Here is a 20,369-nt window from a genome sequence, read left to right as displayed (position 1 = left end):
ATGTTCCAATGACCTCCATCGCCCCCGCCAGAATCGCCCCCGTCGCTCCTGCAGTCGAAGCCGCAGCCGACGACCGGAAGCGCACCGAGAGCCACGCCGGCCGCCTGAACTGGCTCCGCGCCGGGGTGCTCGGCGCCAACGACGGCATCGTCTCCGTCGCGGCCCTCGTCGTCGGCGTCGCCGGCGCGAGCGGCTCGACAGCAGTCATCGCCGCGGCCGGCACAGCCGGTCTCGTCGGCGGGGCGATCTCGATGGCCCTCGGTGAATACGTCTCCGTCAGCAGCCAGAGCGACAGCCAGCGCACCCTGATCGCGCGCGAGAAGCAGGAACTGAGCGTCGACCCGCAGGGCGAGCTCGAGGAACTCGCGAAACTCTACGAAAAGCAGGGCCTCGCGCCCGCGACGGCCCGCCAGGTCGCCACGGAATTCACCGCGATCGACCCCGTGCGCGCCCACCTGCTCGCCGAGCACAGCATCACGGAAGACGACGTCGTCAGCGCCTGGCATGCCGCCTGGGTCTCCGCCGCGGCGTTCACCCTCGGCGCGCTGCTCCCGTTCCTGGCGATCCTGCTCCTGCCCGCGAGCGTGCGCATCCCGATCACCTTCGGCGCCGTGCTCGTCGCCCTCGCCGCCCTCGGGGCGACCGGCGCCCACCTCGGCGGCAGCCCCAAGCTGCGGGCGATCATCCGCGTCGTGCTCGGCGGCTCCGCCGCGCTCGTGGTCACCTTCCTGATCGGATCCCTGCTCGGCACCTCCGGCGTCGTCTAGCCCGCCAGTCACCGAGTGGTGGCGAGCCCACCTAATGGTTTTGACAATCATTATCAATAGGGATAGCGTCGCTTACGTGACCCCCTCGAAACTCCTCGTACCCGCACTCCTGGCCGCGGCCGCGCTCACCCTCAGCGGATGCTCGGCCACGACGCCCGGTTCGGCCGGAGGCTCCGGAGGAGCATCGGGCGACCTCCGGGTCGTCGCGACGACCACCCAGGTTGCCGACCTCGCCCGCAACGTGATCGGCGACGCCCCGGGCGTCACGCTGACCCAGCTCATCCAGCCGAACCAGAGCGCGCACAGCTACGACCCGTCCGCGGCCGACCTGACCGCCCTCGGCCGCGCCGACGTGCTCGTGATCAACGGCGTCGGCCTTGAGGAATGGCTCACCGACGCGATCGACGCCTCCGGCTTCCACGGCGTCACGATCGACTCCGACGCGGGCATCACGATCGCAGAGAGCGGCGCCGGAAACGACGAGGCCCCCCACACGGCGGATGCCGCACACGACCACGCGGGCGGCAACCCGCACATCTGGACCGACGTCGCCAACGCGGAAGCCATGACCCGCACCATCGCCGCCGGTCTCGCGTCCGCGAGTGCCTCCGACGCCGACCGGGCAGCTGCCTTCACGGCCGACGCCACCGGCTACGGAAGCACGCTCGCCGCGCTCGACGGCTGGATCCGCGCGAACATCGACCCCGTCCCCGCCGCGGAGCGGCTTCTCGTCAGCAACCACGACGCCTTCGGCTATTTCACGGCCGCATACGGCATCACCTACGTCGGCAGTGTGATCCCGAGCTTCGACGACAACGCCGAACCGAGCGCAACCGAAATTGACCAGCTCGTCACGAAGATCAAGGCCACCGGCGTCAAGGCCGTGTTCTCCGAGGCCTCGATCAGCCCCAAGGCCGCCGACACGATCGCCCGGCAGGCCGGCGTCACCGTGTACTCCGGCGACGACGCCCTGTATGGCGATTCCCTCGGCCCGGCCGGCAGCGACGGTGCCACCTACGTCGCCTCCCAGCTGCACAATGTGCGCCTGATCCTCGAGTCCTGGGGCAGAGCCCCCACCGCCGTCCCGGCAGACCTGCGAGAGTGAACACGTGAACGAGAACGATTCTCAACCGCGGACCACCGCGCCGCTCGCCCTCCACGTGGCCGGGGCATCCTTCGCATACGCCCAGGCGCCCGCGCTCGAAGACGTCACCTTCGACCTGCGCGCGGGCGAGGCCGTCGCCCTGATCGGGCCGAACGGTTCGGGAAAGTCGACCCTGCTCAAGGGAGTGCTCGGCCTGATCCATCGCACAGCAGGCACGGTCGAGGTGCTCGGTGAATCCCCTGCCCCCGCAGGCGCGGTCGGGTACGTGCCCCAGGCCGACGAGCTCGACCCGGAATTCCCGGTCACCCTCGAGCAGGTGGTGATGATGGGGCGGTACCGTTCCCTCGGCTGGCTGCGCCTGCCCGGCAAACGCGACCGCGCGCACGTCGCCGCGGCCCTCGAGGCCGTCGGGCTCTCCGAACGCGCCAGGACCCGGTTCGGCGAACTCTCCGGGGGCCAGCAGCAGCGCGGCCTCCTCGCCCGCGCCCTCGCATCCGGGCCCCGCCTGCTCCTGCTCGACGAACCGTTCAACGGACTCGATCAGGAGAACCGCAACGCGCTCGTGGACACCGTGAAGCGACTCAAGACCGATGGCGTTGCCGTGCTCATCTCGACGCACGACCTCGAACTCGCCCGCGACGTCTGCGAATCGGTCCTCCTGCTGAACGGCGGCCAGGTCGCCTTCGGCCCGCTCGACGAGGTGCTCAGCCTCGAGAACGTCCAGCGCACCTTCCGGTCCGTCGGGGTCGAACTCGACGAGCACACCGTCGTCGTGCCCAGCCACACGGGGCACTGAGTGGATGCCTGGGGCGCGCTTCTCGACGCCTTCTCCCTGCCGTTCATGTCCCGCGCCCTCGTAGTGCTCCTCGTGCTGAGCCTCGTCGCGGGCATCGTCGGCGTGCTCGTCAACCTGCGCGGGCTCGAATTCATCAGCGACGGGCTCACGCACGCGGTGTTTCCCGGCATCGCGATCGGGTTCGTCTGGGGCGGCCGTGAGGGCCTCTTCGCCGGGGCGATCGTCGCGGCCGTGCTCACCGCGATCGTGTTGGCGGTGCTGATGCGCAAGGCAGTGCCGGTCGACGCCGCGATCGCGATCGTGTTCACGGCCATGTTCAGCATCGGCGTGATCGTCGTGTCCCGGCAGACCAACTATGTCGGCCAGCTCGAACAGCTCCTGTTCGGGCGGCTGCTCACGATCAGCGTGGTCGAGGTCGTCCAGACGGTCGTGATCTGCGCGATCGCCCTCCTCCTCGTGGGAGTCACACTCAAGGAGCAACTCTTCCGCGCCTTCGACCGCACCGGGTTCTCCGCCGTCGGCTACCGGCCCTTCGTGCTCGACCTCGTGCTCAACGTGGCGATCGCGCTCGTCGTCGTCGCCGCGTCGAGCGCCGTCGGAACCCTGCTCGTGCTCGCGGTGCTGATCGTTCCCGGTGCGGTCGCACGGCTCGTGACCGTGCGCCTGTGGCTGCTGTTCCCGGTCGCGGCGGTGTTCGCCGCCGTCGCGGCGTGGCTCGGCCTCTCCCTCGGTTACATGGCATCGGTGGGGGCCGGCATCAACCTGCCGAGCGGCGCGACCGTCGTGCTCGTGCTCGTCGCCGGCTATGCCTTCGCCCTCGTCGGCCGACTCCTGCTCGACCGGCTCCGGCACGGCAGGCTCCGGCATGACCGGCTGCGCGCGCCGCAGCCTCGGCCTGCGGCGGTGCGCTGATGGACTACTTCAGCACCGCCCTCATCGCCGCGACCGTGATCGGCGCACTGTGCGGCCTCGTCGGCTCCCTCGTCGTGCTGCGCCGGCGCACCTTCTTCGCCCAGGCCCTCACCCACGCCACCTTCCCCGGCGCGGTCGCCGCGGCGATGCTCGGGCTGAGCATTCCGCTCGGGGCCTTCGTCGCGAGCATCGCCATCGTCGGAATCATGACCGTGATCGGCCGGGTGCGCCGCCAGGGCAGCCAGGTGGCCTCTGGCATCGTCCTCACGGCGGGCTTCGCGCTCGGGGTGCTCCTGCAGGCGCTCAACCCGTCGCTACCCGTTCACGTCGATTCGTTCCTCGTCGGATCCATCCTGACCACGACCGGTTCCGACATCGGCCTCGCCGGCGGCGTCCTCGTGGTCGCCGTTCTGGTGATCGTCTTCTTCGGCAAGGAACTGCTGTTCTCGACCTTCGATGCGAGTGGATACCGCGCGGCCGGATACCGGGAATGGCCGATGGAACTTCTGACCCTGGGCCTCATCACCGCGACCGTCGTCACCGCGATGCCCGCGGTCGGCGCAATCCTCGCGATCGCCCTGATCGCAGCCCCCGCGGCCGCCGCGCGCCTGCTCGCCCGCACCGCGGGTCAGATCCTCATCGCGGCACCCGTCCTCGGGGCGACGGCCGGGATCAGCGGGGTACTGCTCTCGCGCGCCCTCGACGTCGCCGCCGGGCCCGCGATCGCGCTCACCGCAGCAGCGTTCTTCCTCCTGGCTCTCGCCGTGCGTCAGCTCCGCTCCCGGGCCGGCCGTTCCCGGACCGCCGCCCTGCCCACCCGGCCGGCTTCCGGTCGTGCCGCCGCCCGGGCGAGCCTAGGGTGGGAGTCATGAAGCGCAACACCTGGCAGCGCGAGGCCGTGCGCACCGCCCTCAGCGACACGGTCGGATTCGTGAGCGTGCAAGGCCTGCACACCCGCCTGCACGCCACCGGATCCCCGATCGGGCTCGCGACGGTCTACCGCGCCCTCGCCGACCTCGCGGGCGAAGGCGAGGCCGACTGCCTGCAGTCGCCCGACGGCGAAAGCCTCTACCGGGCCTGCAGCACGACAGAGCACCACCACCACCTGATCTGCCGGCACTGCGGCCTCACCGTTGAAATCGAAGCGGATGCCGTCGAAACCTGGGCGAAAAACGTCGCCGCCGAGCACGGCTTCACCCAGGCCGCCCACGTCGTCGACGTATTCGGCCTGTGCGCGGCGTGCACCGCGGCATCCGCCGCCGTTATCGCCTGAGCCGAGTTGCGCGGACACCCGTCGACCCGTAGAGTTGGCGGTTGCTGCGCATATCTTTGCGTGCACTGCCGGAATGCATCGGCTTCGCTTCCTGAACCAGTGAAGTGAAACTGCTGCGTACGGCCGACAAGAGATCTTGGGAAGGGCATTCGCCCTTCGGTATTGGAGGAGAACCATGGCAGCAACCTGCCAGGTGACCGGAGCCGTTCCCGGCTTTGGACACAACGTTTCGCACTCGCACCGACGCACCAAGCGTCGTTTCGACCCGAACGTACAGACCAAAAAGTACTACGTGCCTTCGTTGCGCCGTAACGTCACCCTGACCCTCTCGGTCAAGGGAATCAAGGTTATCGATGCTCGTGGCATTGAGTCGGTCGTCAAGGACCTGCTCGCCCGTGGGGAGAAAATCTAATGGCCAAGCAGCATGACGTCCGCCCGATCATCAAGCTCCGCTCGACGGCCGGCACCGGTTACACATATGTGACCCGCAAGAACCGTCGTAACGACCCCGACCGTCTCGTGCTCAAGAAGTACGACCCCGTAGTGCGCAAGCACGTTGACTTCCGAGAGGAGCGCTAACACATGGCCAAGAAGAGCAAGATCGCCCGTAACGAACAGCGCAAGATCGTTGTTGCCCGTTACGCCGTCAAGCGCCTGGAGCTGAAGAAGGCCCTCGTCGACGAGTCCGGTACGGACGAGTCGCGCGAGGCAGCCCGCCTCGGCCTCCAGAAGCTTCCCCGCAACGCTTCGCCGGTGCGCGTGCGCAACCGCGACGCCGTCGACGGTCGCCCCCGTGGCCACCTCTCCAAGTTCGGCATCTCGCGCGTGCGTTTCCGCGACATGGCGCACCGCGGCGAGCTGCCCGGCATCACCAAGTCCAGCTGGTAACACCCGCTGAATCGCTTCGCTGAACTCCGGTTACGCGAATGAGGGGATGTCGACTTCGGTCGACATCCCCTTTCTCGTACCCGGGCGGATGTCTCGTCGAGGGACCCCGGATTCCGCGTACAGCGGAAATGGCACTCCCGGAAGGGCAAAAAGCGCCCCAAGATGCCGAAAAACGCCGGAAATACGCGGAAGTTCCCGGAACTCTGTTAGATTCAACGCGGTCCAACCGACCAACGGATGCGCCTTCTGGCGTCGCCCGCATTACCCGCATACCTGTTTTTTACAGACGAAGGTCCGAGGAGGACACTCAATGGCTGACAAGTCGCTGAACAAGACCGAGCTCGTTGCCAAGGTTGCCGCAGACTCTGGCCAGAGCCAGGTTGCCGTCGACAGCGTGCTCAACGCTTTCTTTGCCGCACTCGCCGAAACCGTCGCGAGCGACGGCAAGGTCACCATCCCGGGCTGGCTCGGCGTCGAGCGCACCGCCACCGCGGCGCGCACCGGCCGCAACCCGCAGACCGGCGAAGAAATCGCCATCGCAGCAGGCCACCGCGTCAAGCTGACCGCCGGCAGCAAGCTGAAGGCCGCCGCCAAGTAACATCGGCACCCGTTCCACCCGTTCCACCTGCTTCACCTGCTTCACCTGCTTCACCTGCTTCACCTGCTTCACCTGCTTCACCTGCTTCATACAGAGGAGGGCGTCGGCTTCGGCCGGCGCCCTCCTCTGCGTCCGGTCCGCGGCATCCGCTCTCGGCATACCCACCCGGCTGGCCGGTTAAGCTGGAGCCGTGTCTCGTCTCGTGCGGATCTCCGGTCCTGCAGCCCTCCTCCTGGTGGCCGTGCTCTCGACCCTGCTGGCCCTCGCCTACGGCGGCGGCGCTGCTGCGCAACTGCTCGCCGACCCGGGGCCGCTCGTGCGCTGGGGACTCCCGGTGGCGAAGCTGCTCGTCAACCTGGGTGCCGCGGGCACGATCGGCGCCCTCGTGCTCGCCTGCTTCGCGCTCAGCCCCCGCGAGAGCGCATACGGCACCTCGCTCGACTTCGCCGCGGGAGCCGCGGCACTCTTCACCGCCGCCTCCGCGCTCACCGGGTTCCTGACGTTCCTGCAGGTGACGGATGTCCCGTTGGCCTTCGACGACCGCTTCAGCGCGACCGCCGGCCAGTTCTTCAGCCAGATCGAACTCGGCCAGGCCTGGCTCGCGACCACGCTCATCGCCGCGGGCGTCACGGTGCTGTGCTTCGCGGTGCGCAGCCAGACCGGGCTCGTTTTCGTCACGGCCCTCGCGATCGGCGCCCTCGTTCCGATGGCGCTCCAGGGCCACGCAGCGGGCAGCCAGGGCCACGACGTCGCGATCACGGCACTCGGCCTGCACCTCGTGTTCGCGGCGATCTGGCTCGGCGGGCTCCTGACGGTCGTCGTGCTCCGCAAACAGCTCGACGGCACGCGCATCAACGCCGTCATCGGCCGGTATTCGACGCTCGCCCTCGTGAGTTTCATCGTCGTCGCGGCCTCCGGTTACGTCAGCGCCGAACTGCGGATCGGCAGTATCGACCGGCTTCTGACGCCGTACGGCATCCTCGTGCTCGTGAAGGTCGTCGCCCTCATCACGCTCGGCGGTTTCGGCGTGCTGCAACGCCGGTTCCTCGTCGAGCGGATGCGCCGGGCCACGCTCGCGGGACCGGGCGCCGCCGGCCGCAGCGCTGGCACCTGGTTCTGGTGGCTCGTGGTCGGCGAGCTCGCTTTCATGGGACTCGCCTCAGGGGTTGCTGCGGCGCTCGCCCGTACCGCGACCCCGGTCGCCCAGGTCGTGGCGACCCAGGTCGCCACCTCGACCCCCGCGCAGATCCTCACCGGCGAGCTGCTGCCGCCAGAGCTGACCTTCGCCCGGTACTTCACCGAGTGGGACTTCGACCTGGCCTGGGTGCTGTTCTGCGCCTTCGGGCTCTTCTTCTACCTGGCCGGGGTGTACCGGCTGCGGGGGCGCGGCGACTCCTGGCCTGTCTACCGGACCGTCTCCTGGGTGGTCGGGATGCTCATCCTCTTCTACATCACCAACGGCGGCGCCAACCTGTACGCGAAGTACCTGTTCTCGTCGCACATGCTGATGCACATGGCGCTCACCATGCTCGTGCCGGTGTTCCTCGTGCCCGGCGCCCCGATCACCCTCGCCGCCCGGGCCATCCACAAGCGCACAGACGAGAGCCGCGGAGCCCGCGAGTGGATCCTCCTCGCGGTGCACTCCCGGTACGCCGGCGTCCTGACGAACCCGATCGTCGCCGCGGTGCTCTGGGCCGGGTCCCTCTGGGTGTTCTACTACTCGAACCTGTTCAGCTGGGCGACGACCGACCACATCGGGCACGAGTGGATGGTCGTGCACTTCCTGATCACCGGGTATCTGTTCGTGCAGTCCCTGATCGGCATCGACCCGGTGCCGTACCGGCTGCCCTACGCCTTCCGGCTGCTGCTGCTCCTCGGCACGATGGCATTCCACGCCTTCTTCGGGGTCGCCCTGATGACAGGGACGGGCCTGCTCCTCGCCGACTGGTACGGCGCGATGGGCCGCACCTGGGGGGTCAGTGCGATCGCCGACCAACAGCTGGGCGGCGGCATCGCCTGGAGCGTCGGCGAGATCCCGACGATCGCACTCGCGATCGCCGTCGCGATCCAGTGGTCCCGCAGCGACGAGAAGGAAACCCGGCGCAAGGACCGCAACGCCGACCGGACCGGCGAGGCCGAGCTCATCCGCTACAACGCCCAGCTCAAGCGGCTCGCCTCGCGCGACACCCGCCAGCCCTAGTCCCTGCTGGAACCGGTCAGCGGAGCTGGATCGCGAGCGCCCCGTCGGCCCCGACCACGACCTGGATCGCGACCGCGAACGGAACGTCCTCGTCCCGGGTGCTGAGGTCCCCGTCGAAGAGCGACTGCACGGCGACCTTGATGTGCGCCCTGCCTGCCGTCGCCGGCATGTCGAAGGCGGTGTCCCCGGCGGCGAGCGTCACGGCCGGGTATTCGGGAATCGACCAGGTCGGCACCGACTTGACCCTGTCGTTGATCTCGATCCCGAAGGGGCAATCCGAGGGCTGCAGGACCGTCTGCGTCGCGCAGGAATCGAGGAAGGCGTTGAGCTCAGACTGGACCTGCCCGACGAAGGACGCGTTCGGTTCGGCGTCGACCGAGACATCCGTCGCCCCGGACTGCGTCACGGGAACCGACTGCGGCGCCGCGCTCAGCAGGGCCGACTCGTGCGCGATCGTGTACCGGGCCGGGGCGAACGCGAGGTACGCGGCCTGGTTCGAGAACGTCACCGGGGCGTCGGCCGCCGCGTGCGCGCGCGTATCGAGGGTGAGGCCGTTGACCGAGAAACTCGCCTCGTGCAAGACCGTGACGCCGAGCACCGCGAGGGGGCTGGTGTCGAAGCGCCACGAGTCGAAGACCGCCGCGTACGTTCCAGCCCTGGCCACCCGGAACTCCATCGTCTGCGGCGCGCCGTCGAGGTCGAAGGCGTAGGTCACGGTGTGCACCTCGGCGGTGCCGGTGCCGGTGCCTGTGTCGGCTGCGTCCGGCTTCACCGTGTCGCTGACGAGCCTGATCGCAGTGATCGAACTGAGCACGGATGCCCGAAGCAGCGTGTCGGCAAGTTCCGTCGGCAGGCCGGCCGCCGTGAGCTCTGCCGTTGTCGGGGTCACCCCCGGCAGGCTCAGTGCGCTCGCGGTGTCGTGCCTGGCCAGGGCGTCGAGGTACTGGCGCACAAAACCACCCGCGCTGTATACCTCGCGGTTGAGCGAGCCGATCGCCGCGAACAGCGCGGCGACGAGGAGGACGACAACCACGACGATGGCGACGAGGGTTCGACCCCGGTCGCGCAGGGCCGTGCGGTCGCGGTTGCTCACGTCCACATTCTACGGGCGCGATTCTGAGGTGCCGGCGTGCGTGAGTGCGGGCCGGGAGCTGCGTCGTCCACGGATGCCCGGCATCCGCCCCCGGCACCGGCCAGGGCGGATACAGTGGAATGCTCCCTCCATTCCTACTGAAAGCGACCCGTGTCCCCGATTTCGTTGTCGCGTGAGCAGGCCGAGGTCTATCAGGCCATCGAGAACACGCGCCAGAATGTCTTCGTGACCGGGCGCGCCGGCACCGGCAAGTCGACGCTGCTGAACCACCTGTCGTGGAACACCAGCAAGCAGATCGTGATCGCCGCCCCGACCGGTGTCGCGGCGCTCAACGTGGGCGGGCAGACGATCCATTCGCTCTTCCGGCTGCCGATCGGCGTCATCGCCGACCACGCGATCGACCAGAACGACCAGGTCAAGAAGCTGCTCAACACGATCGACACCGTCGTGATCGACGAGGTCTCGATGGTCAACGCCGACCTGATGGACGCGATCGACCGCAGCCTCCGGCAGGCCAGGCAGCGCCCGAACGACAGCTTCGGCGGTGTTCAGATCGTGCTGTTCGGCGACCCGTACCAGCTCGCGCCCGTCCCCGGCGATTCCGACGAGCGGGCGTACTTCACCGACACCTACCGGTCGATGTGGTTCTTCGACGCGAAGGTCTGGAAGGGCGCTGAACTGCGCATCTTCGAACTCACCGAGGTGCACCGGCAGCGGGACGCCGACTTCCGGCACATGCTGAACGCCGTGCGCTACGGGCAGGTGACCGCGGAGATCGGCGGCGCGCTCAACGCGGCGGGCGCCCGCACCCCGCCTGCAGAGGGCGTGATCACCCTCGCCACCCGCAACGACGCGGTCAACCGGATCAACGCGGCCGCGCTCAAGCGACTGCCGGGCAAGGCGCTCACCGCGAAGGCAGAGGTCACCGGTGACTTCGGCGGCCGCACCTATCCAGCGGACGCGGTGCTCGAGCTCAAGGTGGGCGCCCAGGTGATGTTCCTGCGCAACGACTCCCCGCTCGACGGCGGCCCGCGCTGGGTCAACGGCAGCATCGGCACGGTCACGAAGGTGGATTCGACGGTTTACGTCGAGATCGACGGGACGACGCACGAGGTCGAGCCGGCCGTGTGGGAGAAGTACAAGTACAGCTACAACCAGGCGACGAAGAAGCTCAGCAGGGACGTCGTCGCCGAGTTCACCCAGTTCCCGCTGCGGCTGGCCTGGGCGGTCACCATCCACAAGTCCCAGGGCGCGACGTACGAACGGGCGATCGTCGACCTCGGCACCCGGGCCTTCAGCCCCGGCCAGACCTACGTTGCCCTCAGCCGGCTGACCGGCCTCGACGGCCTCTACCTCACCCGGCCGCTGCGGCCGAGCGACATCATCGTCGACGAGGACGTGCAGCGGTTCATGGGCAGCCAGGGCGCCCTGCCCGCGTCCTGACCCGCGTCTAGTGGTGGTGGCTGGCCGGGGTCTCGGGGGTCGGGGCCGAGGGAAGACCGTGGGAGCCGTGCGGGACGGCGTGCGCGCCGGCATCCGTTGCGGCAAGCGCCGGGGTAGTGAGCCCGGAGACGACGATGGCGGCGAGCATGAGGGCCGCGAGAAAGCGCCACCCGCCCGGTTCCGCGGTGGCGGCCGCCCCTGGTTCGGGTACTGCGGCGGCTCGACGCGCGGCTACGGCGAGGCCGCCCGCCAGAAAGAGGTCGAAGAGGGTGGCGGTGGCCATCGGCTGGAGCGGGAGACCGGTCGCGGTCGCCGGCACGCCGAGGCCGCTGCCGAGGGTTGCGACGGCGCCCCAGACGAAGACGGGGATCAGGGCTCCGAAGAGCGCTGCCCCTGGGGCGAGTGCCCGCCCCCGGACCAACGTTACGGCGCCCCAGCCGAGCTCGGCAGCGCCGAGCCCGACCAGGGTGATCATGAGGAGCACCGGGGCGCTCGCACCCACGGCGAGGTGGATCGTTCCCGCGCCGATGGCGGCAGAGGAGAGCCAGAGGCGGCTGATCGGGGTCATCGAAGCTCCTGTTCGTGGATGCGGGGTTCGGGGTGCGGCGTGCTTCGTGGCGAATGCCGGTGTAGAGGGGCCGGCGGTTCAGGCGACCGCGGAGTGGCGAACGACCTTGTCGGCGGCGAGGCCCGCCCCGAGCAGCACGATCGCGCTCGCGAGGTGCAGGAAGTGGTCTGCCGTGTTCAGGGCCAGGATGTTGAGCGCTGAGCTCGCGATGAAGAACCCGACGATGCCGAGGAGCAGGTAGACCGCACCGATCGTGGTGTTGACGGACTTGGCCGCGGTGACGCCCGAGAGTCCGGCGATGAGCAGTGCGGCGCCGATCAGCAGGTGGGCGACATTGTGCAGCGGGTTGACGGCGAAGAGGCCGAGCAGGAGCCCGCCCTGGGTGGCGATGAAGCTGACCCCGCCCGTGACGGCGAAGCCGAGCAGGCCGACGAGCAGGTAGACGGCTCCGAAGACGGTGGCGACGAGGCGGTTCGGTGAAGTGCGCATGAGATTTCCTCCTGGTAGAGACCGCGGGGGTGCGGTTGCCAGTAGTTCGGAATGAACCTCACAGCGGATTGGTAGGCTCGCGGCATGAATATTCCCCCGGACACCAAGGACTGGACCTGGGTGCTCAAGCACCCCTGCCCCGAGTGCGGTTTCGTCGCCGCCGAAGTCGTCTTCGAGGACATCCCGCGGCTGATCCGCGAGAACGCCGCGGCCTGGCTGCCCGTGCTCGAGCGAGCGGATGTCGCGGTGCGGCCGAACGAGCACGCCTGGTCCGCCCTGGAGTACGCCGCCCACGTTCGCGATGTGTTCCGCATCTTCACCGTCCGGCTCGCGCTGATGCGCATCGAGGACGACCCCCTGTTCCCGAACTGGGACCAGGACGCGACGGCGGTGGCGGAACGGTACGGCGAGCAGGCCCCGGAACGGGTCGCCGTCGAACTGGCCGAGGCCGCGTCATCCGCGGCCGTTGCGTTTGCCGCGGTTCCCGCCGCCGACCTTGGCCGCGTCGGCAGGCGCAGCGACGGCGCCCGGTTCACGGTGACGACGATGGGACAGTACTTCGTGCATGACCCGGTGCATCACCTGCACGACGTCACCGCGATGTCAGAGCACCTCTAGGGTGGCGGCTACCGTTTCTGAGGCGGGCAGCGCAGGTGACGGTGGTGATGCACCGGGCGTTTCCGGCCGCCGCTACGCGGTGTGCCTCCGGTTGACGACGGCGCCATAGATCAGCAGCACGATGATCGACCCTGCGATGGCGAGCAACCAGCTGGACAGCTGGAAGAAATCGCCGATGCCGACGCCGAAGAGGAGGGACCCGAGCCAGCCGCCGAGGACCGCGCCGACCACTCCGAGGAGCAGGGTCACGAACCAGCCGCCGCCCTGGGTGCCGGGCAGGATGGCCTTGGCGATCGCGCCGGCGATCAGGCCGAGAAGTAGAAATCCGATGAAACTCATGTCAAGCGTCCTTTCGCTTACAAGCGTTGTCTCACATGGTGTGTCATCACATGCCTGCCCGCAGACTCTGGCGCGGATGCAGGCCAGCCTCCATCTCCGTCTTACTCATCGAGTCTGCCACGATTCGGTATCCCGGTCACGGGGTCGCGGCCCGAATGCAACCCGATTCGGGAATATGCCGTGAGTTACGATTGCCCTGCGCCCTGCAACTGATCACCCCCGGTCTCAGCGACTGCAGTGGCACCCCCGTTCTCGCGGCGGACGCCCCGGCGCAGATCGACGGAGGCCCTCTTGTCCGACAGAACACTGCCCGTGGTCATCCAGGGCGGCATGGGCATGGCCGTCTCGTCCTGGCGGCTCGCCAATGCGGTGGCCCGCACCGGCCAGCTCGGCGTCGTCTCCGGCGTCGCCCTCGACTCCGTCCTCACGCGCAGGCTTCAGGACGGCGACGCCGGCGGACACATCCGCCGTGCGCTCGCCGCGTTCCCGGTTCCCGCCCTGGTCGCGCCCGTCCTCGAGCGCTACTTCCAGGCCGAGGGCCGCGCGGAGGGCGAGCCGTACCTTCCTGTGCCCAAACTGTCCCTGAAGCCGACCCGCGAGCAGCAGGAGCTCAGCGTGCTCGGCAACTTCACCGAGGTCTGGCTGGCCAAGGAGGGCCACACCGGGATCGTCGGGATCAACTACATGGAGAAGGTGCAGATGGCGACCCCGCCGGCCGCACTCGGCGCCATGCTCGCCGGGGCCGACTACGTCCTGATGGGCGCCGGCATCCCGCGCCAGATCCCGCACCTCCTCGATGAGCTCGCCGCCGGCCGGGTCGGCACGATCGACATCGACGTGCACGGGGCCGAAGCGGATGCCGTCCACACCGTGAGCGTGGATCCCGTCGACGTCCTCGGGCTGACGCCGGAGACCTTCCCGCCGTTACTCCGCCCGTTCTTCCTCGCCATCGTCTCGGCGCACGTGCTCGCGTTCTACCTCGCGCGCGATGCGGACATCCGCCCGGACGGGTTCATCATCGAGGGCCCGACGGCCGGCGGGCACAACGCACCCCCGCGCGGCCGGCTCACCCTTGACGACGACGACCAGCCGATTTATGGCCCGCGCGACGACGCGAACATCGTCAAGATCGCCGAACTCGGCCTGCCGTTCTGGCTCGCCGGCGGCTACGGCCAGCCGGAACGCCTCGCCGTCGCGCTCGCCGCGGGAGCACAGGGCGTGCAGGTCGGCACCCTGTTCGCGCTCAGCCAGGAGTCCGGCCTCGCCCCCGAACTGCGCGACCAGGTGCTCGGCCGCCTCGACGCGACGGAGCTCTCGATCCGCACCGACGCCGCCGCCTCGCCGACGGGATTCCCGTTCAAGGTCGCCCAGCTGCCGGGCACGTTGTCCGAACCGGCGGTCTACGCCGACCGGGTGCGTCTCTGCGACCTCAGCTACCTGCGCGAGCCCTATGCGAAGAAGGACGGCACGGTCGGGTTCCGCTGCCCGAGCGAACCCGTGCACATGTACGTGCGCAAGGGCGGCACCGCCGCGGATGCCGCCGGCCGCGCCTGCCTCTGCAACGCGCTCACCGCGACCGTCGGCCTCGGCCAGACCCGCAAGACCGGCTACGTCGAGGCGCCGCTTCTGACGCTCGGCAACGACACCGACGGGGCCGCCGTGCTCCTCGCTGCACATCCGGAAGGGTGGAGCGCCGCGGACGCCATCGGCTGGCTGCTCCGCGACGCCCCGGTCTCCCCGACCGCCTGAATCAGGCCGTGACCGTGAACTCCGCCGTCATCGTGTGGCTCGCGCCGGGGGCCAGGGTGATCGCGTCGGCGCCCACGTTGCAGGTCTCGACGCAGACCATGCCGGTCCATTCCTGCGAGCCGAAGTCCGCCATCGCCGCAGCCTTGTCGATCCACGGGTTCCAGACGACGGTGCTCTCGGAGCCGGTCTTCGCGATGGCGATGCTGCGCGTTCCGTCCTTGATGACCGTGGTGGCCGTGGTGCCGGGGTAGACCCGGTCGGTCTCCGCCACGAAGCCCATGGGGCCGTCGGACCCTTGCTCGAGCGTGCCGCCCGCGACCTTGTCGAGGAGCGGGGCGCCCTCGAGCCCGGCGATCGTCGTCCGGTGGATGTCGTCGATCGCAAAGTAGCTGTGCAGCGCCTCCTCCACGGTCACGGCCACCGTGTCCCGGTTGGTCACGGTCAGTTCGAGGCGCAGCGTCGCACCGACGGTAACGGTGTAGCGGGCCTCGAACGGATGCGGCCACGCCGACGCGCGCGTCGCGGGCGAGTCCGTCAGGTGGAAGGTCAGCACCACATCGTCAGCGACCTCGGCGGCGCCGGACAGCTGCCACTCGGTCAAGCGGGCGAACCCATGGGCCGGTGCCGTCGCATCCGCTGCGTTCGGACCGAACCAGGGGAAGCAGATCGGGATGCCGCCGCGGATGGCGGTGCCCGGGGTGAAGCGGCTCGCCGCGCTCATCCAGAGCACGGGGGCGCCGCCGGCCGGAACCCAGGAGGCGACGTGCGCGCCGTGCAGGTACACCTCGGCCGACCCGGCGCGGCCGGTGACACGGACGATGGGGAGGCCGCCGACGCCGGGGGCGAGGTGGACGGACGCCGGCAGGACGGGAAGCGCTGTGGGAACGGTTGACATGGGAAACCTCCAGGGTTCACCCGATTTTCCCACACCTGCCTGACAGCCGGTCAGGGCCTTGACCCGCACTGAACAAGTGTTTAGCATGTTGAACATGCGTACAGCTCGTCCCTCTCCACCGGAGGATCTCACGGCGCGGGCCTTGATCCGGGATGCCGCGATCGTTCATTTCGCTCAGGACGGCTTCCGCAAATCGAGCCTGCGGGCGATCGCCGCCACCGCCGGCGTGAGCGCGAGCCTTGTCGTGCATCACTTCGGCAGTAAGGAGCGCCTCCGCGGGGAGTGCGATGAATTCGTGATCGGTACTATGCTGGCCGCGGCGCGCGACAAGGCGAGCCCGGCGGGACTCCAGGCCGTGATCCAGGGATACCTCGCGAACCCCGCGGAGTACGAGGTCGACGTCGCCTACCTGTCGCGGGCGATCGCGGAGGAGACGGCGGCCGGCCGGAACTTCGTGGACACCATCGTCGACGAGACCGAGGCGATCGTCCGGGCCGGAATCGCGGACGGAAGCATGAACCCCTCCTCTGACCCGCGCGCTGTGGCGGTCCTGGTCGCGATGACGAGCCTGGCGATGATGACGATGAGCACACACCTCGCCCGGTCGCTCGGCTTCGAGGGCCGGGGCCTCGGCCAGGTGACGATGCGGCGGCTCGCGCTGCCGTCGGTCGAGCTGTACACCCACGGGCTCTACACCGACGAGACCGTGCTGAACGTCACCCGGAACGCGCTCGCGGCCACTCCGGAGCCCGCTGCTGAGCCCGGGGCGGCACCCGCAGCAGAGACCATGCCGGCCCAGGAATACCCCAGTCGAGAGGACACCCGATGAGTCACGTCGAAACAGCGAGCTGGCCACATCCCGGCGCGTCGTCCCCGCCCACGGATGCCGCGATCCAGGCTTTCGAGATCACCAAGCGCTTCGGCAGCACCCAGGCCCTCCATAGGGTGACCTTCACGGTTCCCCGGGGCAGCGTCTTCGGGGTGATCGGCCCCAACGGAGCGGGCAAGACCACGACCATGCGCGCCCTGCTCGACATCATCCGGCCGAGCTCCGGGCACGCGACCGTTCTCGGCACCGACTCGCGCAACGCCGGCCCCGAGTTGCGCCGGCGGATCGGCTTCCTGCCCGGGGAGCTCATCCTCGAGGGCCGCATCACCGGACGGAAGCTCCTGCAGCACTACGCCGACATCTCCGGTCCCGTCCGCACCGGGCACATTGAAGAACTCGCCGAACGGTTCCACCTCGACCTCGCACAGCCGGTGCGCAAGCTCTCCCGCGGCAACAAGCAGAAGCTCGGGATCGTGCAGGCGTTCATGCACGAGCCGGAACTTCTCGTGCTCGACGAACCGACGAGCGGTCTCGACCCCCTGATGCAGCAGGAGTTCCTGCTGCTCGTCAAGGAGGCCCGCGACGCCGGCCAGACCGTATTCCTGTCCTCGCATGTGATCAGCGAGATCCAGCAGGCCGCCGACGAGGTCGCGATCCTCCGGGACGGGCGCATCATCACCGTCGCGAGCGTCGAGGCCCTGCGCCAGACGGCCGTGCGTCACTTGCGGATGACGGCCACCGGCATCCGCCCCGCCGACCTCTCCGAGCGGCTGGGCCGGCTCGACGGCATGGCCGGGCTCGTCTGCACGGCCGTCACGAGCCCCGCTGGGGCCGCAGCCATCGAGGCGACCGCGACCCTCGAGGGTGCGATCCAGCCCTTCATCCAGGCCGTCTCCACGCTCGACCTCACGGACCTCGTTCTCGAGGAACCCGACCTCGAGGAATCCGTGCTCGCGCTGTACACCGCGCCGGAGGATTCCGCAGAGTCGCACCGGCCCTCCCGGGCGAGCCGAACCGCCCGCGGGACCCGCGCGGAAAGGAAGGAACCGAAATGACCGCGTCCGCGAAGACGGATGTCCGCCGCGCGCCCCTGCCGATCTTCGGCAAGGCGTTCGCAGACGGTCGGCGTGCCCTGCTCGGCTGGGGAATCGGCATTGCGGCGGCGATCTTCCTCTACCTGCCGCTCTACCCGAGCATGATCGGCACGTCCGAGATGCAGAAGCTCATCGACTCGCTGCCGCGCGCCCTGATCCGCACCCTCAACTACGACCAGATCAGTACCGGCGCCGGCTACACCCAGGCGACGGTCTTCGGCCTGATCGGGTTCCTTCTGATCAGCATCGCCTCGATCGGCTGGGGCGCGGCCATGCTCGGCGGCGACGAGGAGTCCGGCCAGCTCGAGCTGACCCTCGCCCACGGCGTCACCCGGGTGCAGGTGGTCGTGGAGCGGTTCGCGGCGATCATGCTGAAGGTTCTGTTGATCACCGCCCTGATGTTCGTGCTCATCGCGCTCCTCGACGGCCCGAGCCAGCTCGGCATCGACGTCGGGTACCTGGCCCAGACCTGCCTGCTCTTCGCGGGCCTCGTGCTGCTCTGCGGCAGTGTCGCGATGCTCGGCGGCGCGCTCACGGGCCGCAGGGTGTGGGGCATCGGCGCCGGCGCGTTCGTCGCGGTCGTCGGCTACGTCTTCAACGCCCTCGGCAACCAGAGCGCCGACCTCGAGTGGTTGCACGGGCTCTCGCCCTATTACTGGGCGTTCGGAAACTACCCGATGACGAACGGGGCCCAGCCGCTTGCGCTCCTTGCGTTCTACGGCGGTTCCCTGCTCGTCGCGGCGGTGACGGCCCTCGTGCTGCGCCAGCGCGACATCGGAGTCTGAGCGGAGTAAGTAGGCCCGGGCGCGGTAGCGTGAGGCTTTCACCACGTTCAGCAAGGGAGCGCTCATGAAGGTCGTCGTCACCGGTGCCAACGGAAAAGTCGGTCGGGCCGCCGTCCAGGCGCTGCTCGCAGCAGGTCACGACGTGACGGGGGTCGACCTCGCCCGCCCGGTCTTCGAGCGGGCGGTGGAGGGCGCGGCGCGCTACCAGATGGCCGACCTGACGGATGCCGGTGAGGCCTTCGCGGTGATCCGCGGCGCCGACGCTGTCGTGCACACCGCCGCGATCCCGGACCCGACCGCGAACCCCGCCCACGTCGTGTTCCGCACCAACCTGATGGCGACCTTCAACGTTCTCGAGGCCGCCGTCCGCTTCGGTGTCCCACGCTTCGTGAATATCTCGAGCGAGACGGTGCCGGGATTCCTGTTCGCCGAGCGCGGCTTCCTGCCTGAGTACGCTCCCGTCGACGAGGACCACCCGGCGCACCCGCAGGACCCGTACGCGCTCACCAAACTCTTCGGGGAGCAGCTGATGGATGCCGCCGTCGCACGTTCGGACATCCGGTGCATCTCCCTGCGGCCGAGCTGGGTGCAGAACGAGGACAACTACGAGCAGAACCTCGGGCCGCTCGTGCGCGACGCCGCGCTGGCCAGCGGCAACCTGTGGAGCTACACCGATGCATCCGACCTCGCGGACGCGATCGTGCTCGCCGCCGAATCGGAGCTGCCCGGCCATGAGGTGTTCTACATCGCCGCGCCGGACACTGCCGGCGGGCGCGACTTCGCCGCGATCCTGCACGCGCACTTTGGTGACACGATCCCGCTGCGGCCCCTCTCCCGCCCGGATGCCTCTGGCATCTCGAGCGCGAAGGCGCAGCGCCTGCTCGGCTGGGCGCCGAAGCGGTCCTGGCGGGACTACCTCGACGCCGACGGCAGGGCTCTGGCGCACTCGTGACCCTCGTTCGTAACATGGAAGAGTTAGGCTGACGCCATTCCAGTCTCCGGTACACCCGTTCCCGTCCGTCCCTCCGCCGAGCCGCAAATCGAGCCAACGGGCATCCCCCGTGGCTCCGGTTCCGGCGCCGTCGTGCTCGGCGCGCACTCCTATCCCGCCGCCCTCGTCGCCCGCGTGCGTGAGGCGACGGATGCCGCTGCGGCGGCCTGCCTGCCCTGGCTCGGCCGGGGCGACAAGATCGCCATCGACGACGCCGCCGTCACGGCCATGCGGGCCGTGCTCGCCGATGCTCCGTTCCAGGGCACCGTCGTCATCGGCGAGGGCGAAAAGGATGCGGCCCCGATGCTGGCCAACGGCGAGGCGCTCGGCCAGGGCGGCGCCCCGCTCTGCGACGTCGCCGTCGACCCGCTCGACGGCACCCGCCTCGCGGCCTCCGGTCTCCCCGGCTCGATCTGCGTGATCGCGCTCGCCCCGCGCGGCACGATGTTCGATCCCGTCCACGTCTTCTATATGGACAAGCTCATCTGCGGCGCGGCCGGCCACGGGGTCGTCGACATCCGCCGCCCGATCGCCGAGAACCTGGCCAGGCTCGCCGCCGTCACCGGGGTCGCCGTGAGCGACCTCGTCGTCGTCGTGCTCGACAAGCCCCGCCACGGGGCGCTCATCGCCGAGATCCTCGCGACCGGCGCCGAGCTCCGGCTCGTCGGAGAGGGCGATATCGTCGCCGCCGTCGCGGCCGCGACCTCAGGGACCGACGTCGACGTCGTCGTCGGCATCGGCGGGACACCCGAGGGCATCATCGCGGCCTGCGCCGTGCGGGCACTCGGCGGATTCATGCAGGGTCGCCTCGCGCCCCAGACGCCTGAGCAGCACGCCGCGGCGCTCGCAGCCGGGCACGACCTCGACCGGGTGCTGGAGCTCGACGACCTCGTCGCGAGCGAGGCCGTGCTGTTCGTCTCGAGTGCCGTCGGCTGAG

At 69.3% G+C, this 20,369-nt stretch carries 24 protein-coding genes; 19 read left to right on the top strand and 5 right to left on the bottom strand.

Going from position 1 to position 20,369, the window contains the following annotated elements:
- Nucleotides 1-8 precede the first annotated feature (8 nt).
- The 11 genes from RCH22_RS16020 to RCH22_RS15970 all read left to right on the top strand — a co-directional run bounded on the left by RCH22_RS16020 (nucleotide 9) and on the right by RCH22_RS15970 (nucleotide 8,539).
- The gene (locus RCH22_RS16020) at nucleotides 9-767 is read left to right on the top strand and encodes a VIT1/CCC1 transporter family protein (RefSeq protein ID WP_327014682.1); all 759 of its coding nucleotides are present in this window, start codon (nucleotides 9-11) and stop codon (nucleotides 765-767) included.
- A gap of 76 nt (nucleotides 768-843) precedes the next feature.
- The gene (locus RCH22_RS16015) at nucleotides 844-1,872 is read left to right on the top strand and encodes a metal ABC transporter substrate-binding protein (RefSeq protein WP_327014681.1); all 1,029 of its coding nucleotides are present in this window, start codon (nucleotides 844-846) and stop codon (nucleotides 1,870-1,872) included.
- Between the two features lie 4 nt (nucleotides 1,873-1,876).
- Nucleotides 1,877-2,668, top strand: a complete 792-nt coding sequence (locus RCH22_RS16010; protein ID WP_327014680.1) for a metal ABC transporter ATP-binding protein — start codon at nucleotides 1,877-1,879, stop codon at nucleotides 2,666-2,668.
- Nucleotides 2,669-3,580: a metal ABC transporter permease gene (locus tag RCH22_RS16005; RefSeq protein WP_327014679.1), complete on the top strand. Its 912-nt coding sequence runs from the start codon at nucleotides 2,669-2,671 to the stop codon at nucleotides 3,578-3,580.
- Complete coding sequence (locus tag RCH22_RS16000) at nucleotides 3,580-4,452, top strand: metal ABC transporter permease (protein WP_327014678.1); 873 nt, start codon at nucleotides 3,580-3,582, stop codon at nucleotides 4,450-4,452. Before RCH22_RS16005 ends, RCH22_RS16000 begins: the two co-directional genes overlap by 1 nt.
- Nucleotides 4,449-4,853, top strand: a complete 405-nt coding sequence (locus tag RCH22_RS15995) for a transcriptional repressor (RefSeq protein WP_327014677.1) — start codon at nucleotides 4,449-4,451, stop codon at nucleotides 4,851-4,853. Before RCH22_RS16000 ends, RCH22_RS15995 begins: the two co-directional genes overlap by 4 nt.
- A 175-nt stretch (nucleotides 4,854-5,028) precedes the next feature.
- On the top strand, nucleotides 5,029-5,265 hold the full coding sequence (gene rpmB, locus RCH22_RS15990; protein ID WP_134448494.1) for a 50S ribosomal protein L28: 237 nt from the start codon (nucleotides 5,029-5,031) through the stop codon (nucleotides 5,263-5,265).
- Entirely contained in the window at nucleotides 5,265-5,432 is a 168-nt protein-coding gene (gene rpmG, locus RCH22_RS15985; RefSeq protein WP_092322741.1) for a 50S ribosomal protein L33, read from the top strand. The genes rpmB and rpmG overlap by 1 nt, the downstream gene beginning before the upstream one ends.
- A 3-nt stretch (nucleotides 5,433-5,435) precedes the next feature.
- Nucleotides 5,436-5,741 (top strand): 30S ribosomal protein S14, encoded by a 306-nt coding sequence (gene rpsN, locus RCH22_RS15980; RefSeq protein ID WP_134448490.1) that lies wholly within the window; start codon nucleotides 5,436-5,438, stop codon nucleotides 5,739-5,741.
- 310 nt (nucleotides 5,742-6,051) lie between these two features.
- A complete protein-coding gene (locus RCH22_RS15975; RefSeq protein ID WP_134448488.1) occupies nucleotides 6,052-6,339 on the top strand; it encodes an HU family DNA-binding protein in 288 nt (95 codons plus the stop codon).
- A gap of 190 nt (nucleotides 6,340-6,529) precedes the next feature.
- Nucleotides 6,530-8,539, top strand: coding sequence for a cytochrome c oxidase assembly protein (locus RCH22_RS15970; RefSeq protein ID WP_327014676.1), 2,010 nt, complete (start codon nucleotides 6,530-6,532; stop codon nucleotides 8,537-8,539).
- A 16-nt stretch (nucleotides 8,540-8,555) separates the two neighbouring features.
- Here the strand turns inward: RCH22_RS15970 and RCH22_RS15965 are convergent, their stop codons facing one another.
- Nucleotides 8,556-9,632 carry a hypothetical protein gene (locus tag RCH22_RS15965; protein WP_327014675.1) on the bottom strand — a complete coding sequence of 359 codons (1,077 nt, stop codon included), beginning with the start codon at nucleotides 9,630-9,632 and terminating at the stop codon, nucleotides 8,556-8,558.
- A gap of 150 nt (nucleotides 9,633-9,782) precedes the next feature.
- On the opposite strand from RCH22_RS15965, the gene RCH22_RS15960 reads away from it, so the two are divergent.
- Nucleotides 9,783-11,075 (top strand): AAA family ATPase, encoded by a 1,293-nt coding sequence (locus RCH22_RS15960; protein ID WP_327014674.1) that lies wholly within the window; start codon nucleotides 9,783-9,785, stop codon nucleotides 11,073-11,075.
- A gap of 7 nt (nucleotides 11,076-11,082) precedes the next feature.
- On the opposite strand, the gene RCH22_RS15955 is transcribed toward RCH22_RS15960, so the two are convergent.
- Together RCH22_RS15955 and RCH22_RS15950 are read right to left on the bottom strand one after the other, a co-directional pair.
- Nucleotides 11,083-11,643, bottom strand: a complete 561-nt coding sequence (locus RCH22_RS15955) for a hypothetical protein (protein WP_327014673.1) — start codon at nucleotides 11,641-11,643, stop codon at nucleotides 11,083-11,085.
- 78 nt (nucleotides 11,644-11,721) lie between these two features.
- Nucleotides 11,722-12,132, bottom strand: coding sequence for a DUF4383 domain-containing protein (locus RCH22_RS15950; protein WP_327014672.1), 411 nt, complete (start codon nucleotides 12,130-12,132; stop codon nucleotides 11,722-11,724).
- Between the two features lie 84 nt (nucleotides 12,133-12,216).
- Here RCH22_RS15950 and RCH22_RS15945 point away from each other — a divergent pair, with 84 nt between their 5' ends.
- Entirely contained in the window at nucleotides 12,217-12,750 is a 534-nt protein-coding gene (locus RCH22_RS15945) for a DinB family protein (protein ID WP_327014671.1), read from the top strand.
- Between the two features lie 72 nt (nucleotides 12,751-12,822).
- Here RCH22_RS15945 and RCH22_RS15940 read toward each other — a convergent pair whose 3' ends face one another.
- On the bottom strand, nucleotides 12,823-13,089 hold the full coding sequence (locus RCH22_RS15940; RefSeq protein ID WP_327014670.1) for a GlsB/YeaQ/YmgE family stress response membrane protein: 267 nt from the start codon (nucleotides 13,087-13,089) through the stop codon (nucleotides 12,823-12,825).
- Nucleotides 13,090-13,380: 291 nt separating this feature from the next.
- On the opposite strand from RCH22_RS15940, the gene RCH22_RS15935 reads away from it, so the two are divergent.
- On the top strand, nucleotides 13,381-14,838 hold the full coding sequence (locus RCH22_RS15935; RefSeq protein WP_327014669.1) for a nitronate monooxygenase: 1,458 nt from the start codon (nucleotides 13,381-13,383) through the stop codon (nucleotides 14,836-14,838).
- A 1-nt stretch (nucleotide 14,839) separates the two neighbouring features.
- Here the strand turns inward: RCH22_RS15935 and RCH22_RS15930 are convergent, their stop codons facing one another.
- Complete coding sequence (locus RCH22_RS15930; protein WP_327014668.1) at nucleotides 14,840-15,733, bottom strand: D-hexose-6-phosphate mutarotase; 894 nt, start codon at nucleotides 15,731-15,733, stop codon at nucleotides 14,840-14,842.
- Nucleotides 15,734-15,827: 94 nt separating this feature from the next.
- Here RCH22_RS15930 and RCH22_RS15925 point away from each other — a divergent pair, with 94 nt between their 5' ends.
- The 5 genes from RCH22_RS15925 (at nucleotide 15,828) to RCH22_RS15905 (ending at nucleotide 20,368) form a co-directional block, all read left to right on the top strand.
- Complete coding sequence (locus RCH22_RS15925) at nucleotides 15,828-16,562, top strand: TetR family transcriptional regulator (RefSeq protein ID WP_327014667.1); 735 nt, start codon at nucleotides 15,828-15,830, stop codon at nucleotides 16,560-16,562.
- A complete protein-coding gene (locus tag RCH22_RS15920) occupies nucleotides 16,559-17,617 on the top strand; it encodes an ABC transporter ATP-binding protein (RefSeq protein WP_327014666.1) in 1,059 nt (352 codons plus the stop codon). The genes RCH22_RS15925 and RCH22_RS15920 overlap by 4 nt, the downstream gene beginning before the upstream one ends.
- Entirely contained in the window at nucleotides 17,614-18,441 is an 828-nt protein-coding gene (locus tag RCH22_RS15915) for an ABC transporter permease subunit (protein WP_327014665.1), read from the top strand. The genes RCH22_RS15920 and RCH22_RS15915 overlap by 4 nt, the downstream gene beginning before the upstream one ends.
- Before the next feature lie 64 nt (nucleotides 18,442-18,505).
- Entirely contained in the window at nucleotides 18,506-19,393 is an 888-nt protein-coding gene (locus tag RCH22_RS15910) for an NAD(P)-dependent oxidoreductase (protein WP_327014664.1), read from the top strand.
- 132 nt (nucleotides 19,394-19,525) lie between these two features.
- Nucleotides 19,526-20,368, top strand: coding sequence for a fructose-bisphosphatase class II (locus tag RCH22_RS15905; protein WP_327014663.1), 843 nt, complete (start codon nucleotides 19,526-19,528; stop codon nucleotides 20,366-20,368).
- The last annotated feature ends 1 nt before the right edge of the window (nucleotide 20,369 follow it).

Origin of the sequence: Cryobacterium sp. GrIS_2_6, assembly GCF_035984545.1 — a bacterium.
GTDB lineage: Bacteria > Actinomycetota > Actinomycetes > Actinomycetales > Microbacteriaceae > Cryobacterium.
Note: the sequence above shows the minus strand (reverse complement) of the source record. Positions and strands in the feature narration are given on the sequence as shown.

What these genes read in the sequence shown, in the direction of transcription:
- RCH22_RS15975 (WP_134448488.1), top strand. Translation starts at nt 6,052, where the DNA reads ATGGCTGACAAGTCGCTGAACAAGACCGAGCTCGTTGCCAAGGTTGCC.
- RCH22_RS15920 (WP_327014666.1), top strand. Translation starts at nt 16,559, where the DNA reads ATGAGTCACGTCGAAACAGCGAGCTGGCCACATCCCGGCGCGTCGTCC.
- rpmB (WP_134448494.1), top strand. Translation starts at nt 5,029, where the DNA reads ATGGCAGCAACCTGCCAGGTGACCGGAGCCGTTCCCGGCTTTGGACAC.
- RCH22_RS15910 (WP_327014664.1), top strand. Translation starts at nt 18,506, where the DNA reads ATGAAGGTCGTCGTCACCGGTGCCAACGGAAAAGTCGGTCGGGCCGCC.
- RCH22_RS16000 (WP_327014678.1), top strand. Translation starts at nt 3,580, where the DNA reads ATGGACTACTTCAGCACCGCCCTCATCGCCGCGACCGTGATCGGCGCA.
- rpmG (WP_092322741.1), top strand. Translation starts at nt 5,265, where the DNA reads ATGGCCAAGCAGCATGACGTCCGCCCGATCATCAAGCTCCGCTCGACG.
- rpsN (WP_134448490.1), top strand. Translation starts at nt 5,436, where the DNA reads ATGGCCAAGAAGAGCAAGATCGCCCGTAACGAACAGCGCAAGATCGTT.
- RCH22_RS15925 (WP_327014667.1), top strand. Translation starts at nt 15,828, where the DNA reads ATGCGTACAGCTCGTCCCTCTCCACCGGAGGATCTCACGGCGCGGGCC.
- RCH22_RS15940 (WP_327014670.1), bottom strand. Translation starts at nt 13,089, where the DNA reads ATGAGTTTCATCGGATTTCTACTTCTCGGCCTGATCGCCGGCGCGATC.
- RCH22_RS16020 (WP_327014682.1), top strand. Translation starts at nt 9, where the DNA reads ATGACCTCCATCGCCCCCGCCAGAATCGCCCCCGTCGCTCCTGCAGTC.
- RCH22_RS15930 (WP_327014668.1), bottom strand. Translation starts at nt 15,733, where the DNA reads ATGTCAACCGTTCCCACAGCGCTTCCCGTCCTGCCGGCGTCCGTCCAC.
- RCH22_RS15950 (WP_327014672.1), bottom strand. Translation starts at nt 12,132, where the DNA reads ATGCGCACTTCACCGAACCGCCTCGTCGCCACCGTCTTCGGAGCCGTC.
- RCH22_RS15955 (WP_327014673.1), bottom strand. Translation starts at nt 11,643, where the DNA reads ATGACCCCGATCAGCCGCCTCTGGCTCTCCTCTGCCGCCATCGGCGCG.
- RCH22_RS15995 (WP_327014677.1), top strand. Translation starts at nt 4,449, where the DNA reads ATGAAGCGCAACACCTGGCAGCGCGAGGCCGTGCGCACCGCCCTCAGC.
- RCH22_RS15915 (WP_327014665.1), top strand. Translation starts at nt 17,614, where the DNA reads ATGACCGCGTCCGCGAAGACGGATGTCCGCCGCGCGCCCCTGCCGATC.
- RCH22_RS15945 (WP_327014671.1), top strand. Translation starts at nt 12,217, where the DNA reads ATGAATATTCCCCCGGACACCAAGGACTGGACCTGGGTGCTCAAGCAC.